Origin of the sequence: Knoellia altitudinis, assembly GCF_042666355.1 — a bacterium.
Taxonomy (GTDB): domain Bacteria; phylum Actinomycetota; class Actinomycetes; order Actinomycetales; family Dermatophilaceae; genus Knoellia; species Knoellia altitudinis.
Genome location: NZ_JBHTDK010000001.1, coordinates 1,113,887 through 1,128,270, shown reverse-complemented (window position 1 = coordinate 1,128,270; position 14,384 = coordinate 1,113,887). Strand labels below are relative to the sequence as shown.

The following is a 14,384-nucleotide window of genomic DNA, read 5'->3' as shown; positions in this document are numbered from 1 at the left end:
CCGTCCTCAACGTCCTAGGGTGGCAACGTGGGCAACCGGTGGAGCGGTGTGACCGTCGACTGTGTGGACGTGGAGCTGGTGGCGACGTTCTGGAGCGCGCTCCTGTGTCTCGAGCGCGGACCTTCGCAGGACGGCTGGGTCTATCTCGGTCGCCGCGACGATGCAGGGCCGCGGTTGGTGTTCCAGCCGGTCGACGAGCCCAAGCGGGGCAAGGTGCGGCTGCACCTCGACGTGGAGGTCGACGACATCGACGAGGCCATGACTGAGGTCGCGCGACTTGGCGGCAGCACGACGGGGGAGCGGCACGACTACCCCGGTGCGGGCGTCGTGGTCGTCATGGCCGACCCGGAGGGCCACGAGTTCTGCCTGACGCAGTACGTCTGAGTCGCCGACGAAAGATTTTTGGGTCGGGCACCCATCCGACAGCGTCCTGGCTCCGAAGACATGACAAACCCTCACCCAGACCATCGTTGTTTGATGGCCCGAGGGCTCGTCGTGCGCCTCAGCGGATGTGAGGGACAGCTGCTGAGGCGCACGACCGTTTCAGCCGAGGGAGGCCTTGGTCCAGGCGTCGGCCTGCGGCGTGCAGAAGTGGGTGATCGCCCCGGAGGCGAAGATCTGGGCCTGAGTCCGATCGAGGCCCAGGCTCGACTCCAGGCCCTTGAGGATCGTGTCCGCCGTCGCGTCGGTCGGGGCGGCCTCGAAGTCGGTGCAGACCTTCTGGCCGGCGGTGGCGACCGCCTCATCGCTCTTGCTGGCGAGCGGCGGCACCGCCTTCTTGAAGACCGAGGCCCACGTGTTCGCCGGGACGATCCCGCTGTTGCTCGGCGTCGGCGTCGGCGACGAGCTCGGCGTCGGGGCGCTGGTCGTCGAAGGCGTGGGCGTCGATCCGGAAGTGTCGGGAGACTCAGAGCCACACGCGCTCAGGGTGAGCGCCAGGGCTGCACCACAGAGAAGGGTCACGGGCTTTCGCAGAGTCAGCATGCGTCGAACGTAACCAGTGGGCGCGCGGCTCGCGACCGGGAGCAGGGCCTCGACTGTTGACCGCGTGGGCGATGTTCCGGCCCGCCGATTCGTGAGCGGACGCGTCTTCGGGACTAGTACCAATGGGCTGTGGAGCTGGCCGAGCGAAGCGAGGACGCTTGCCCACACGAAGGTACGGATGATCGGAGGAGCGCATGGCCGGCTACGAGTCCAATGCGGCACCGTCGGCAGGCGGGGCCAACGTCGGGGTTGACGTCATGGAAGTCATCATGAGGGGTCTTCAGACCGCCAGACAGGACCTGACCAACGAAGGGGAAGGAGGAGAAGAGGCCGGCATCTTCTGCGGGTTCGCCTATGGGTCACCTGGCACGTTCTGCCCCCTCGCGTACTGGCACTCGGACGCCATCGTGGAAGAGGCCATGCCATCGGAGTAGCAGGAGACGTCGGCATGTCCCTCTCTCCTGCTGAACCCACGACCCTTTCGTTGGTTGCCAGGAGGCTCTCCGGCGACACACCCTTCGGGAGCCACGAGTACATCTCGGTGAGCGTGGCCGGGGTCTACATGCAGCTGCTCACGGTCCTCGCCGGCGAGTGCCGCGGAGCAGGGCGGCTGTTGGACGCCCTGGGCGGTTCCAGCAGCGTTCAGCAACAGCTGGTCCTGCGCGACTCGCTCTTGCGTCGGACGATCGAGGATGGCATCGGCACCGTCGTTCACGGCGTCGACAGCATCGGCCGGGCCGAGCTCGACGGGCTACTGGACTCCGCTGCAAAGGCCACCCTGACTGATCAGGGGACTCTGCTGGGGGAGCTCGCGGCCACGGTGCCGTTCGCCCGCCGTCCGTCGGCTCAGGGGTCGGTGTGGCTCAGCGGCCCTCCGGAGAACAGCGCTGCCGAGCGCTTCGAGGGCCAGGTCCTCAAGCGGCTCCCTCAGTTCCGCTTCCACACCCCGACGGAGGACCAGGTCCGGACCCTCGTCGAGGCCAACCGTCTGGCCTCGCTGATCGCTCCAGAGGTTGCGCACAGCGCGATCTCGCATGCGTGCGTGGTGATCGTGGGGGAGTTCCAAGGGGCGGAGCACCTCTTCAACGCGTTGACCCTGCCCGGGCTGGCTGGCGTCATCGTCCTGTCGCCCGACGCCTTCAAGGACGGCATCGACATGGCCGAGACGTTGGTTCACGAGTCGACCCACCTGAAGTTCCTCGACATCGACTACATCCAGCCGCTGTTCGCCCCTGGCTTCCGGCCGGAGACCTCGCCACTGGTGACGCCGGCATGGCACGAGAGCGACTCGGTGAGCGGAGGATGGCCATACGACAGGGTGCTCACGTCGATGCACGTCTACCTAACCCTTGCCGTGTTCTTCGGCAACGCCAGGCTCCACGTCCATGAGGACGCCTACACCGTGGACTACGCGCATGCCCGCGCGGCTCAGTGCCGGACGAGGGGGGCATGGCTGTTCGAGGCCGCTCAGCCGCACCGCGAACTGCTGACCCTGGCCGGGCGCCAGTTCCTCGTCGGCATCGGCGAGATGCTGGCCGCCCTGGAGAGCTGAGGCCCGCGCGACGGGAGGAGGTGAGCGGACGGCATACGCTGGCTTTCGTCTTTGACGAACAACCGAGAGGTATGCCGTGTACGGATCCGTGAAGGCCCAGCTCGCTGAGACGTTAGCTGAGATCGAGGCGGCAGGCCTCTACAAGCGCGAGCGCGAGCTGACCACGCCGCAGAGCTCGCACGTGGGGACGAGTGGTGGTGAGGCGCTGAACTTCTGCGCCAACAACTACCTCGGGTTCGCGGACCACCCGGAGGTCGTCGAGGCGTCGAAGAAGGCGCTCGACGAGTGGGGCTTCGGGATGGCGTCGGTGCGGTTCATCTGTGGCACGCAGACGCAGCACTCGGTGCTGGAGAAGGCGCTGAGCACGTTCCTCGGGACGGAGGCGACGATCCTGTACTCGTCGTGCTTCGACGCCAACGGGGGAGTGTTCGAGGTGCTGTTCGGTGCGGAGGACGCGATCATCAGCGACGAGCTCAACCACGCGTCGATCATCGACGGGGTGCGGCTGAGCAAGGCCCAGCGGTATCGCTACAAGAACGCGAACATGATCGACCTGCGGATCCAGCTCGAGGCGGCTGCCGCGGCTGGGGCTCGTCGCAAGGTGATCGTGACCGATGGCGTGTTCTCGATGGACGGGTTCTATGCGCCGCTGGACGAGATCTGCGACCTGGCGGATGAGTTCGAGGCGATGGTGCTGGTCGACGACTCGCACGCTGTGGGGTTCGTCGGGCCGAACGGGCGGGGGACGCCGGAGCTGTTCGGGGTGCAGGACCGCGTAGACATCGTGACGGGAACGTTGGGCAAGGCCCTGGGTGGGGCGTCCGGTGGCTATGTCGCGGCGCACCAGGAGATCGTGGATCTGCTGCGTCAGCGCTCGCGGCCGTACCTGTTCTCGAACTCGGTGGCGCCGGGTGTAGTGGCGGGGTCTTTGAAGGCGCTGGAGCTGGTGGACTCGTCGCTGGAGGCTCGGGAGCAGCTGGTGGCGAACACGACGCTGTTCCGTGAACTGATGACCGAGGCTGGTTTTGAGCTGCTGCCGGGGTCGCACCCGATCACGCCGGTGATGTTCCCCGGTGATGACGGCGCGCGGCTGGCGGCTGAGGTGGCTGATCGAATGCTGGCTGACGGGGTCTACGTCATCCCGTTCTCGTTCCCGGTGGTGCCGCGGGGGAAAGCGCGAATTCGGGTGCAGTTGAGTGCTGCTCACTCCGAGGAGGACGTGAAGCGCTGCGTCGACGTGTTCGTATCAGCCCGTGACGCTGGTACCTAGGTTTAGCCCATGTCAATGCCTCGGGTTAGGTTCTGCACATGCCGTCATTCGAATACGTCGTGAGCAGTCGTGACTGATCACGAAACAACGGGCTCCCGCGGTCAAGGTCTAGACAGGCTAGGTGCGGCCGTACTGGTGTTGCTCGGGCTGGCTGTCGGCGTGGCAGGCGGTTTTTGGTGGGGAAGCTACGCCGGGGCTTGCTACGACGATTCGTCCTGCACCGTCCGTTGGGATGCCGTCAGCGCCGTGGGTACATGGGTAGGTGGTCTGGGGACAATTGCAGCCGTTCTGGTGGCCGCTCGAACCTTTCAAGGTGAAGAGAAGGCCCGTCGGCGAGCAGCTCGACGGGCGGCTCTTACCGCTGCCGAGCGTCAGAATGAGGATCAAAAGAACGCCGCATTGATCCGTGTCGGAACTAGTGTCGGAAGCTACACCAGATCGCATATCACCGAGTTGCGATTTGCTGTACACAACGACTCCACTGAAAATCCGGTCTTCAAAGTGCGCCTGCAGAATAAGGAATGGGGTATCGACGCGCAGGTGTGCCATCGCCTAGACGCAGGTCACGGCAATACCTATCAGGTCAAATTTGGGTTCAACTCCGGTCGCGAGTCGCCCTCAGTTCCCGAGGATGACCGCCAAGCTTGGCTGGACCAAATCCTTGAGGCAACGATCATGAGTTTCGAGATGAACGACCGCGTCTGGACCCGGCGCGGGCAGTCCCCGCCGATCGCTTCCTCCTAACTCCCTATTCCGCCATAGCGCCCAGTGTGCCTCCTGCAGAGACCACTCGTACGTCTCGAAACGCTGGGCTGGGATACAGGAGAGCGGTCGATCGGTGTCGCCAGGGGCGAGTGGCGCCGCGTTTTTGGAAGCCTTGGGCATCGTCCGTCTGCAGTCGCAGTGGGCGAGTCGGCTTGCGGCGAAGAGACGCATCTCGCCCCGACACTATCGCCGAGACCCACCGAACTCTCGCACAGGCGTTGCCGACCTCCTAAGGGCGCCGACGCCCCTCGTTTCAGGTATAGGCGGACGCGGCTGACTCGCGTTGCTAGCCATCCGATCGGGCGCCGATTAGAGGTACTTCACCCGAAGCCACTGCTTCCTCGCCAGGGTGCGCCACGTGGTTTAGCAGAGGCGTGTCGTAGTCAAAGTGAATCTTGCCGTACCAATCGGGAGCACTTGGAACATCGTTGTCGGCGATGATGAATTGGATCCGATCACCATGGAAGTCACAGAGGGATCGGATGTGCCGGTAGATCTTGTCTGCCATGGCACGGTCATCGGGGTTCACACCGAGATTCTTCTTCGGCGTGTCAAGGACCAGCAGGCCGGGAAGAAGGCAGTCAGATTGGGCAACTGAGTAACCTAGAAGAGTTAGGTGGTACGCGACGGTAACGGCCGTTAGTGTTCCACCCGCCACCGCAAGATCTTCGAACTTGTTGCCGTTAACGATTGGAAGAAACGTTCGTTCGTCGATCCAAGCGTCCGACGCCCATGGAATACCGATCTCTTCCACCAAAGTGCGGAACTGGTCGCTCAGGTCCTGAATAACATCCGTTTGGGCTCGCAATGACGACCGTTCACCGTCAAGGAGCGCTTCGATGTCTTGCCTTTCTCGCTCGAGAGCGCCAGTCCGCGTTTGAACAGCATCGAGATTGCTCCAGAACTGCAACATCCTTGAGGCGTCAGCAACGTGTGCCTGTGCATGTGCGCGGGCTGCGCTCAGGAGCTCGATTTCGTCGAAACGCGGTGACACCGCATCGCTAGTGAGGCGACCGAGTTCGTTACGGAGCAACTCCACCTGAGATTCTAGGTCCCTCAAGTCCCGCATGCTGTCTGTAAGGTTGGAGCGGGACAACTTCAACATCTGCGTTTGCTCGTCGATCTGTTCGGATATCTGCTCTAAGGCAAGGTCTCGCTCTTGGTCGTACAGAGCCACGGAATCGACCGACTGAAGGCAAAGGGTGCAGTGCCCGTGGTCCGCTCGATCACTGTCAATATCCTGGAGGCAGCGCGGGCAGACAACAAACTCCAATGGGGAGAGCCTGAGTGAGGCCACCGCCGCCTTGTCCTCCCGCTGAAGGTCTACCTGGAGTTGAGCAAGCAGTTCCTCCCTTCGGTCACACTCAACTTCGGCGCTAGCCACAGACCTTTGCGCCGAGAGGAGCTGGGTTTCGAGCACTCGCAATGACTCCCGCAGGTCACCGTGAACGGACGTTTCCGCCCTTACGTTGCTTCTGATTCCGGAGAGTTGCTGCACTGCTCGGTCCCGGGCGCCTTCCGCGTCGACCTTGCGCCTCTCCAGTTCCACCCGAGGAGGGACCTGGGCCGTTTGAAGGAACTCAGCAATCGACTTGGCCTCGCCAATACCCGCCCTGATTGAGTCGTTCAATACGCCCAATTGCGTCTCATACTCCAGTTGCCGCTGCGAGCTCAGCTTGAACATGAGCTCGAACAGTGCACGTCTCTTCGGCTCACGAAATTGCTCTCGATGAAAGACGACGCTTCTATCGATTTCCTTTTGCTCGACATAGAGGTAGGAGTACAGGTCATTGAAGGTCAAGGGAACGCTCGCCGCTGTCGCGCGTGTTCTCGAACGTGGGATCCGTACCGTTGGGAAACCAAGTAGTTCTAACAGCTCCTCGCCGATTGGCTGTCGGTTGACACGGGGCCGCACAGGAAACACGCCTATCGGTTCCTGACTCACGACATCAAGGACCGAAACCTCATCCGCCCCGATTCCCACACCTCGGCTCAGTCGGATGCGGTTACCGGCTACTCGTAGGTCGAGTTCGACTCGGCGGACCTCATTCTTAACAACCGGGGTCAGGACTCCTGTCCCACCTAATCCGTGCTTTATTAGTTCAAGCAGACTGCTCTTGCCCGTGCCCACGGGCCCGTCCAAGACGGTGCAGGCACGCTCAAAGCTGAACTCGTAGCGCTTCGGATCCGTGAACAGTACACACTTATCAATCCGGAAAGGGAGTGCCATCAGATTTCCATTCGATGTGGGCGGTCAACGACGCCCGGGAGATGCGCGTAAATGAGTTCCTTGATGCCGTTTCCGGTCATCCGTCCGAAAGCTTCCTTGATTATGGCAGCGCGCTCAGCGACCGGAACCCATGCGGGATCCGTGATTAGTGATGACGCGACTGCGCGACCTCCCGCGGTCAGTCGAATCGTAAGCACTTCCGTCGAGTCGACGTATTCGGCAAGCCCCCTGCCTACTAGGCCGCCGATGATGGAGTAGTAGCGGTCATCCCAAGGGCCATACTTATACCTCACCATGCGAGATTCTACGGCTTTGCGCTCGTCATCCGTTGGCTTCACTCTTTCGGCCAGATCGTCTTTATGAATAGCAAGAAGAAGTTGCTCCAGAAAACTTGGGTAGCGAAGGAGGAAATCAAGTTTTGCGATCTTCGTGAGCCCACGGACGCTGCCATTTCGACCTGCAATAGCATCGAACAGGACCAACAGCCGAGCTTGGTGGTAACCAGCTAGCACGGTCTCGCGACGGCGAAGCTCGGCCCTTCGTGTGTTCGATGGAGTGGCCGTTGTGCCAAAACGGTGACGTTCGATCGCCTCCGCAAGACGCTGAATGCCAGGTTCTTCAGTCACTGTGCCCCCACCTGCTGGACGTCGGCCAAGGCTGCGTTCACGTCGAACTCCTCACTGAACCAGATGTGGCATCGAGAAGTGAGTTCGAACGCGGCACCAAGTAGCAACTCAGCCGACACGCCGACGGCGAGCCCTTCAGAAGCTGCCCGCAAGCGTTCCTTCAACTCCGAAAAGAGCAAGTCACCCCAGACATCTCCTGCAGCAGTGATTGCGGCTGACTCGGCGTCGCCTGCGATTCCCAATATGCGCGTCTCAAGGTCGTACTGCTCGTCCGAATCGCCAGGTAAGCCGGAGCGACGTTCGAGGCGGAACGCCAGCCACGCCTCTCGCAGCCGCTCCGCCTCTCTGCGCCTCACGGGACCAACCCTTCCGGCCAGCAGTTTGGCTTCCAACTTCGTGTGGTCGCTCTCGAGAGCACGCAGCAAAACTCCACTGTGCTTGGTGCGCGTGGCGCTACATGCTCGTTGCACGTCGTCCGCGCTGATGGTTCGGGCGAGGACTAGAGCTGCTTGTGTCCCACGCTGGCCCTCGAGTTGGTCTCCCCAGAACCAATACTGATACCTGCCGCTCAGCCCGTCCATCCTGTTTCGATCAGCAATCGTCGCCAGAAGAGAATCGTAGGCCTCCGTCGCATCGAGGTGCGCGAGTCCGACTTCTATAAGTGCTGGCTGCATGACGGTGTGAACGTGGATCGTATGGATCATCTGCCGGGGGGGCATTTCCGGCTTGAGGGTGAACACCCGCATGAAGGCTTCGACCTTCGCGATGAAACCCTCGGGGATCTCGACGGGGTCTGACCGCTTCTTCGGCTTCGGTGTCACGGGGATACCCGTGAACTGCTTCCGGCGACCCGCTGCCAGCAGAGCGCAGGCGAAGGCCTCACGCGCCCGCCTGCGTGTTTCGTCTTCGTCGATCGACGCGCCCCCGGCGATCGCTGCGCACGCGGCAACCAATTCGGCTGATTCCCCCTTGCCCGCAACCAGACCTGCGTTGGTAACGAGCTTCAGGCGTACATCGCCAAGCTCCTGCCAACGAGCGAAAAGCTGTGCGACGCCGCCCTCCAGGCACAGTTCAGAGAGAGTGAACGGACCCCGACTTGCCTCCCGGTGCTTGCAGCTCACTAGGACGAATCCAGCGCCGTCTTCGATCACGTAGTCCTGATGTACTTCACAGACGATCCGCACAACGCCGCCGCCGACCAGCATGCGGATGGCGTCTGCGGCGATGCAGTGGTGCTGCCAACTAAAGCGGTCCTGCGTCTCAGCGCCACTGTCATCGACGGGGGCAGCGTCGAACAAGGCTTCCTGTCCCCCCGCATCCGCGGAACCGCCGCCCGTCATGTTCCACCCCCAATTTTGACTGTTGCAAGAGGCACGGTATCCATAAAGACAGTCAGACGGTGCAGGAGGCCTGCAATTGGTTGCAGCGCGGTTCACGCAGGTGGCCCGAGTGACGTGAGGGGGATACGGACGGTCTCTTGCTGCGGACGTCCACCGGTGGTCCACAGACATGCGCTAGCCCCGCATGCCTCCAAGACAGCCCCGCTTGGACGTGCGGGTCTGCTGAGATGAAACCGTCGAGGTGCGCGAACCGGAAGAAGCCTCGAACACCGTGCATCATCGTCACAACAGGGGAGTCCATCAGACCCCGCTCCGCGAGAGCGGATATACAGTTCGACATGGGGCGCACTGGACCCTTCCCCATGGGTCTAAAGTGTTCGCCTCACACCAGGCAAGCCACTCCGGCAGTTGGAACGCCTACAGGGTGTGGGTGCGCCGGAGTAGCGGGCAGAAGGACGCCGCCCGGCATCGCGGCCAATCACAGCAAATCCGAAGGTGCCGGGCAGCGCCGAACCTTCTTTAGCCAACGTGGGTCAATCTCCCTTAGGTGCTTTGAAGGGATGACCACGTAGTTGTCTTCGGTCACGTACATCCGATCGCCCTCCGGGACAATTCCTGGCTTGCCCCACGCCTGTGTCGAGTAGTCACCGTTGTCGAAGAGGATGTCGTAGTCATAACCTGGCGCATCCTCGTTCACGCGAATTGCCACATAGTCCGGGTGAGACCAACCAGACCACATCTCCTTGGCCTTCTTTCGCAGCCAGTTCTTCAGGGGCTCTTCAATGATGATCTCCACTAGAGAACTCGGCTTCCTGTCGCGGTCGGGGAGGCGGGTGTGCATTCAAACTTGCTCTTGCCGAACCAAGTATGGCGGAGGCTGCTGCCGCTGCTTCACTCTGGCGCGCTCCTCGCTGGCTTTGCACCCGTAGCTACCTAGCCGCCAACAGCGGAAAGTGCTAGCCATGGCCGATCGCAGTGGAGGCGAGGGGCTGAGGCACACTCTGGGCGGTAGGACGCGGTTGCAGTTCCGGCGCACTGACCGACCGCAGCCCAGAGCCGAACAGCACAGGCGCACGCCGTGGCCACGTGGGCCCGAGGCAACTCATGTGACGTCGCGACTACTGGATCGTGGCGCCCAGGTGCTTTCGGAGGATTCGGGCCACGAACTTGTGGTCGTCCAGCTGTGGCAAACCTGAGACGCCCATCCAGCCGACGAAGCCAGCGCCGTCAACGCGGAGCGGGACTGCGCCGCCGTGCGCGGCGTACTCCGAGGTGGGGAGCAGGAACTTCTCGGACAGCGTGGTGTTGGCGTCCCGGCAGAGCTGCCCCATGTAGAGAGATGAATGCTCGAAGCGCCTGACTGTTCGACCCTTGCGCTGCAACCACTCGTCGTTGTCCTGGGTTGAGCCCGGGAGGGCCGCGTGGAACAGCTGGTGTTCACCTCGCCAGATGCCGACCACGACAGTGAGACCCTCGTCCCAAGCGGCGTCCGTCGCGCGCCGACCCAGGTCGTACGCCACCTTCTCCGTCAGGGCCGGAAGCATTAGCTCGGACTCCTCCCGAAGCAGGTCGTCCACTGTGGGCCAGGAGTCCTGTGCTGGCATCGCTTTCCGTTCTTCCCGATGGGCTGCGCCGCGCGTTCGTGAGCGCCTTGATGAAGGCTACGCCGTGCCCAACGTGCGGCCTCCTTGGCGACCACGCACCTGTGCCGCGGGCGGGTATAGCCCGGCTGCCTAGGGTGGAGGTGTGAACGACCCACGTGTCGACCCCGTCTCCCCGGAGGCGTCCGCCCTGACCGGGCGCGTGATGATGAACCAGAGCTGGCGGGACCTGACGTTCCTGCACTGGGCCATTGACCCGGCCATGGTCGCGCACCGGATGCCGCCCGGCGTCCGACCCGACACCCTCGACGGCGTCACCTACGTCGGCCTGATCCCGTTCCGGATGGTCGGTGCTGGAATCGCGAGCGGTCCGGGTGTGCCTTGGCTGGGGTCGTTCCTGGAGACCAACGTGCGGCTCTACTCGGTCGACGAAACGGGGCGGCGCGGCATTGTCTTCCTCAGCCTCGACACAGACCGGGCGGCGGTCGTGGTCGGCGCCCGCGGGGCATTCGGGCTGCCCTACCGCTGGGCCCGGATGCGCTACGGTGTGAGCGGCGACGTGCACTCGTATGACGCCCGCCTGCGCCGGCCAGGGACGCGACCAAAGAGCCACGTGGTCGTCCGTGCCGGAGCACGGCGCCAGAGCACCGAGCTCGACGAATTCCTCAGCGCACGCTGGGGACTGCACGTGCGCCAATGGGGCCGGACGTTGTACGTGCCCAACCACCACGAGGTCTGGCCGATGCATGACGCCGAGGTGCTTGCTCTCGATGACGAGCTGGTGGCGTCGGTGGGCCTGCCCGGCCTCAGCACCCGACCGCCCGACCATGTGGCGTTCAGTCCCGGGGTGCGGACCAACTTCGCCTTCCCTCGATCGGCCAACGTCCGCTGACCGCCCGCTCGCCCGAGCAGGAACTCAGTCGGTGAGGCGGCTTCGGGCCAGGTGGACCTTTTCGGGGGTGTGGAGCCTGACCATGAGCCGCGCGGTGTCGCGGGGGATGGTGGCTGGGGTCGCGAGGGAGACGATGATCGCCGTCGCGAAGGCCAAGGGCGTGCACCAGGCCGCGGGGTTCGCGAGCAACGCCCCGGCCCAGCCGTCCAACGGCCCAGCGGCGTAGGTCGTCACCGCAGCCGATGTCGCCGCCAGTGCCCCAACGACCAGCCCTGCCACTGCCCCGGCCCGACTCAACCGCCGCCACCACACGCCAAGGATCAACAGCGGTGCGAACGTCGCCGCCGCCAACGAGAACGCGAAGCCCACCGTTGTCGCAATACCGATCTGCTCGACGAACCGCGCCACGATGAACGGCACAGCCACAGCGGCCACGGCCGCCACCCGGAAGCCTCCGAACCCGAACGCGTCCCCACCGGTGAGCCGCGACAGGCGAGGCCGCAGGAACTCCTGGTGCAGCACGCCCGTCACCGACATCGCCAACCCCGACGCCGTCGACAGCAGCGCAGCGAACGCCCCACCGGCCAGCATCGCCGTCAGCAGGTCCGCGCCCAGCCCATCGACCACCCGGGCCGGCAGCTGGATGACGATCGTGTCGGACCGCACGCCCGGCGGCAGTGACGGCAGGTGCAGACGGCCGAGCACGGCATACACGGGTGGCAGGAGATAGAAGACGCCCAACAGGGCCACGACCGAGACCGTCGTGCGCCGCGCCGCCACCCCGTCGGGGTTCGTGTAGTAGCGCACCAGCACGTGCGGCAGCCCCATCGTCCCGAGACACAGCGCCAGCATCATCGACGCCGTCCGATAGAACGGGTGGTCGTCCGGCGAGTCCGCCACGAACGGCTGCGACCACGCCTGCGACACGGCGGGCGCCCCACCGCCAGAACGCATCCACAGCGCGATGAGCACGAACGCCGGCACCGCCAGACAGGTGAGCTTGATCCAGTACTGCATCGCCTGGACGAACGTGATCGACCGCATCCCACCGGCCCCGACGGCGATCGCCACGACCACCGCCACCACCAGAGACCCGACCCACTGCGGCGCCCCCGTCACGAGCTGCAGCGCGAGCGACGCGCCCTGGAACTGCGGCACGAGGTACATCCAGCCGATCGCCACGACCAGCACAGCAGCCAACCGCCTCACCAAAACAGACCCCAGCCGCGCCTCGGCGAAGTCGGGCAACGTGTAGGCCCCGGACCGACGCATCGGCGCCGCCACCATGACGAGCAACACCAGGTAGCCCAGCGTGTAGCCCACCGGCAGCCACAGGAGGTCGACGCCCTGGTCATAGATCAGCCCGGCAACGCCCAGGAACGAAGCGGCAGAGAGGTATTCACCCGAGATCGCACTCGCGTTGAGCCTCGGCGACACCGTCCGCCCGGCGACATAGAAGTCCGAGGTCCGCCGCGACAGCCGCAGCCCCAACGCCCCGACGGCGATCGTCGTGAAGCACACGAGGCCGACCGCGATGATCGAGAACGCGTCAGCCATGGCGCCCCTCCCGACCTTCGCCCCCAGGCCCGACGATGTCGGCGAACTCCGACTCGATCCGCTCCGCCTGGCGCACATAGCCCCGCGCCAGCAACCACGTCTCCGGATAGACGAGCACGCCGAGCACGAGCCACGGGAACGGGATCCCGGCCAGCGTCATCGTCCGCGTCGACGGCACGAGCGTCAGCAGCAGCGGGAACCCGCCGATCGCCGCCGACATGAGCGCCAGCACCGTGAGCGCCAACCGCAGCTGCGCCCGTCGCAGCCCGTCGATGTAGACGTCGCCCAGCTCGGTCTGCTCGTCGAGGTCGCTCGCCAGCACCCGGGCGTGCGCGGTCACCGCAGACACCGCCGACCGTCGCGAGCTCGTGACCCGCACCCGTTGCGGCACACCGGACCGCTCGGGCGTCATCAGGCTCCCGTGCCGGGTCGCCTCAGCAGGACGTCCCGGAGCTGTCGCGTATGCCGTCTGCTCACCTGCAATTCGACGTCACCGATGACGACCGAGCACCGTCCGTGGTCCATCCGGACCTCGGTGACGTGCGGGAGTGCCACGAGGGTGGACCGGTGGATGCGGATGAAGCCGTGCTCGGCCCACTTCTCCTCGAGGACGGCGAGGGGGATGCGCACAAGGTGGCTGCCCTCTGGGGTGTGGAGCCGGGCGTAGTCGCCGGACGCCTGGGCGTAGCGGATCTGCGAGCGCGTGATGAAGCGGGTGACGCCCCCGAGCTCCACGGGGATCGTCTCGTCCTCGGGGACTGCCGCCGCGCCGCCGGCAGACCCAGCCGAAGCGGAAGGTGCGCCGGTCTCGCCTCCCGGAGCGGGCGGCATACCTGCTTCGTCCTGCTTCGCCACGACGCGACGGACGGCTTCGGCGAGACGCTCGCCACGCACCGGCTTCATGACGTAATCCGTTGCAGCGAGGGCGAAGGCGTCGACCGCGTGCTGCTCGTGGGCCGTGACGAAGACGAGCTGCGGGGGAGAGGCAAAACGAGCGAGGACCCGACCGAGCGCCATGCCGTCCAGGCCCGGCATAGAGATGTCGCTGAAGATCACGTCGATGTCGTGTGACTCGAGCATCTGGAGCGCCTCGGTGCCGCTCGTCGCGGTGAGGACCGAACCGATGCGGGTGTCGGCGTCGAGCAGGAAGCGCACCTCGGAGAGGGCGGGGAGCTCGTCGTCCACCACGAGGGCGCGCAGGGAGCCGTCATTGGCCATGGACCGAGGATAGCCATGGCAGTCCCCTGGACCGCCCCCCGCGGAAGGACCTCTCACCGTCCCCTCCCGGCTGGTCTCGGCTGCGGGAGACCCAGGCCGTGGTCCCTGCCGGTCGAGCAGTCGGGCCACGCCTTTCATGCCCCCACCGTGGTGTTGAGCGGACTGGCCATTCCTGACCAGATGCCGGGTCGGGAGGACGACGCGGGCACGCCTCTGGTCGTGAAGCGCAGCTGGGAACATGTCCTGGACCTGCAGGGATGCGCCCTCCCGGTCACCAGGACGCCGTTCACAGGTTAGTGACTAGTAAACATAGTCACGATGGGTCATTTCGGGCGCCCGTTGCCGAGTG

Annotated in this window: 15 protein-coding genes; 6 read left to right on the top strand and 9 right to left on the bottom strand. The window is 64.5% G+C overall.

The window, feature by feature from the left end:
- The first annotated feature begins 27 nt into the window (after positions 1–27).
- Complete coding sequence (locus ACFQW8_RS05305) at positions 28–384, top strand: VOC family protein (RefSeq protein WP_380085923.1); 357 nt, start codon at positions 28–30, stop codon at positions 382–384.
- A 159-nt stretch (positions 385–543) separates the two neighbouring features.
- Here ACFQW8_RS05305 and ACFQW8_RS05300 read toward each other — a convergent pair whose 3' ends face one another.
- The gene (locus ACFQW8_RS05300; protein ID WP_380085922.1) at positions 544–984 is read right to left on the bottom strand and encodes a DUF732 domain-containing protein; all 441 of its coding nucleotides are present in this window, start codon (positions 982–984) and stop codon (positions 544–546) included.
- A gap of 194 nt (positions 985–1,178) precedes the next feature.
- Here ACFQW8_RS05300 and ACFQW8_RS05295 point away from each other — a divergent pair, with 194 nt between their 5' ends.
- The 4 genes from ACFQW8_RS05295 (at position 1,179) to ACFQW8_RS05280 (ending at position 4,550) form a co-directional block, all read left to right on the top strand.
- Positions 1,179–1,418 (top strand): hypothetical protein, encoded by a 240-nt coding sequence (locus tag ACFQW8_RS05295; protein ID WP_380085921.1) that lies wholly within the window; start codon positions 1,179–1,181, stop codon positions 1,416–1,418.
- Positions 1,419–1,432: 14 nt separating this feature from the next.
- Positions 1,433–2,536, top strand: a complete 1,104-nt coding sequence (locus ACFQW8_RS05290; protein ID WP_380085920.1) for an aKG-HExxH-type peptide beta-hydroxylase — start codon at positions 1,433–1,435, stop codon at positions 2,534–2,536.
- 76 nt (positions 2,537–2,612) lie between these two features.
- Positions 2,613–3,806 carry a glycine C-acetyltransferase gene (locus ACFQW8_RS05285; RefSeq protein WP_380085919.1) on the top strand — a complete coding sequence of 398 codons (1,194 nt, stop codon included), beginning with the start codon at positions 2,613–2,615 and terminating at the stop codon, positions 3,804–3,806.
- Between the two features lie 135 nt (positions 3,807–3,941).
- Positions 3,942–4,550 (top strand): hypothetical protein, encoded by a 609-nt coding sequence (locus ACFQW8_RS05280; protein ID WP_380085917.1) that lies wholly within the window; start codon positions 3,942–3,944, stop codon positions 4,548–4,550.
- Positions 4,551–4,857: 307 nt separating this feature from the next.
- On the opposite strand, the gene ACFQW8_RS05275 is transcribed toward ACFQW8_RS05280, so the two are convergent.
- The 5 genes from ACFQW8_RS05275 to ACFQW8_RS05255 all read right to left on the bottom strand — a co-directional run bounded on the left by ACFQW8_RS05275 (position 4,858) and on the right by ACFQW8_RS05255 (position 10,371).
- Positions 4,858–6,801, bottom strand: a complete 1,944-nt coding sequence (locus ACFQW8_RS05275) for a hypothetical protein (RefSeq protein WP_380085916.1) — start codon at positions 6,799–6,801, stop codon at positions 4,858–4,860.
- A complete protein-coding gene (locus ACFQW8_RS05270) occupies positions 6,801–7,427 on the bottom strand; it encodes a hypothetical protein (protein WP_380085915.1) in 627 nt (208 codons plus the stop codon). Before ACFQW8_RS05270 ends, ACFQW8_RS05275 begins: the two co-directional genes overlap by 1 nt.
- Positions 7,424–8,767 carry a dsDNA nuclease domain-containing protein gene (locus ACFQW8_RS05265; RefSeq protein WP_380085914.1) on the bottom strand — a complete coding sequence of 448 codons (1,344 nt, stop codon included), beginning with the start codon at positions 8,765–8,767 and terminating at the stop codon, positions 7,424–7,426. The genes ACFQW8_RS05270 and ACFQW8_RS05265 overlap by 4 nt, the downstream gene beginning before the upstream one ends.
- 478 nt (positions 8,768–9,245) lie before the next feature.
- A complete protein-coding gene (locus tag ACFQW8_RS05260) occupies positions 9,246–9,608 on the bottom strand; it encodes a hypothetical protein (RefSeq protein ID WP_380085913.1) in 363 nt (120 codons plus the stop codon).
- A 277-nt stretch (positions 9,609–9,885) separates the two neighbouring features.
- On the bottom strand, positions 9,886–10,371 hold the full coding sequence (locus ACFQW8_RS05255; protein WP_380085912.1) for a heme-degrading domain-containing protein: 486 nt from the start codon (positions 10,369–10,371) through the stop codon (positions 9,886–9,888).
- A 142-nt stretch (positions 10,372–10,513) separates the two neighbouring features.
- Here ACFQW8_RS05255 and ACFQW8_RS05250 point away from each other — a divergent pair, with 142 nt between their 5' ends.
- Positions 10,514–11,260: a YqjF family protein gene (locus tag ACFQW8_RS05250; protein ID WP_380085911.1), complete on the top strand. Its 747-nt coding sequence runs from the start codon at positions 10,514–10,516 to the stop codon at positions 11,258–11,260.
- Positions 11,261–11,284: 24 nt separating this feature from the next.
- Here the strand turns inward: ACFQW8_RS05250 and ACFQW8_RS05245 are convergent, their stop codons facing one another.
- The 3 genes from ACFQW8_RS05245 to ACFQW8_RS05235 are packed head-to-tail and all read right to left on the bottom strand — an operon-like array spanning position 11,285 to position 14,035.
- Positions 11,285–12,817 (bottom strand): sodium/solute symporter, encoded by a 1,533-nt coding sequence (locus tag ACFQW8_RS05245; protein ID WP_380085910.1) that lies wholly within the window; start codon positions 12,815–12,817, stop codon positions 11,285–11,287.
- On the bottom strand, positions 12,810–13,229 hold the full coding sequence (locus ACFQW8_RS05240; RefSeq protein ID WP_380085909.1) for a hypothetical protein: 420 nt from the start codon (positions 13,227–13,229) through the stop codon (positions 12,810–12,812). The genes ACFQW8_RS05245 and ACFQW8_RS05240 overlap by 8 nt, the downstream gene beginning before the upstream one ends.
- Positions 13,229–14,035, bottom strand: coding sequence for a LytR/AlgR family response regulator transcription factor (locus tag ACFQW8_RS05235; protein ID WP_380085908.1), 807 nt, complete (start codon positions 14,033–14,035; stop codon positions 13,229–13,231). The genes ACFQW8_RS05240 and ACFQW8_RS05235 overlap by 1 nt, the downstream gene beginning before the upstream one ends.
- Positions 14,036–14,384 lie beyond the last annotated feature (349 nt).

Coding starts and splice junctions, on each gene's coding strand:
- ACFQW8_RS05300 (WP_380085922.1), bottom strand. CDS start 984: ATGCTGACTCTGCGAAAGCCCGTGACCCTTCTCTGTGGTGCAGCCCTG.
- ACFQW8_RS05295 (WP_380085921.1), top strand. CDS start 1,179: ATGGCCGGCTACGAGTCCAATGCGGCACCGTCGGCAGGCGGGGCCAAC.
- ACFQW8_RS05290 (WP_380085920.1), top strand. CDS start 1,433: ATGTCCCTCTCTCCTGCTGAACCCACGACCCTTTCGTTGGTTGCCAGG.
- ACFQW8_RS05275 (WP_380085916.1), bottom strand. CDS start 6,801: ATGGCACTCCCTTTCCGGATTGATAAGTGTGTACTGTTCACGGATCCG.
- ACFQW8_RS05265 (WP_380085914.1), bottom strand. CDS start 8,767: ATGACGGGCGGCGGTTCCGCGGATGCGGGGGGACAGGAAGCCTTGTTC.
- ACFQW8_RS05260 (WP_380085913.1), bottom strand. CDS start 9,608: ATGCACACCCGCCTCCCCGACCGCGACAGGAAGCCGAGTTCTCTAGTG.
- ACFQW8_RS05255 (WP_380085912.1), bottom strand. CDS start 10,371: ATGCCAGCACAGGACTCCTGGCCCACAGTGGACGACCTGCTTCGGGAG.
- ACFQW8_RS05245 (WP_380085910.1), bottom strand. CDS start 12,817: ATGGCTGACGCGTTCTCGATCATCGCGGTCGGCCTCGTGTGCTTCACG.
- ACFQW8_RS05240 (WP_380085909.1), bottom strand. CDS start 13,229: ATGACGCCCGAGCGGTCCGGTGTGCCGCAACGGGTGCGGGTCACGAGC.
- ACFQW8_RS05235 (WP_380085908.1), bottom strand. CDS start 14,035: ATGGCCAATGACGGCTCCCTGCGCGCCCTCGTGGTGGACGACGAGCTC.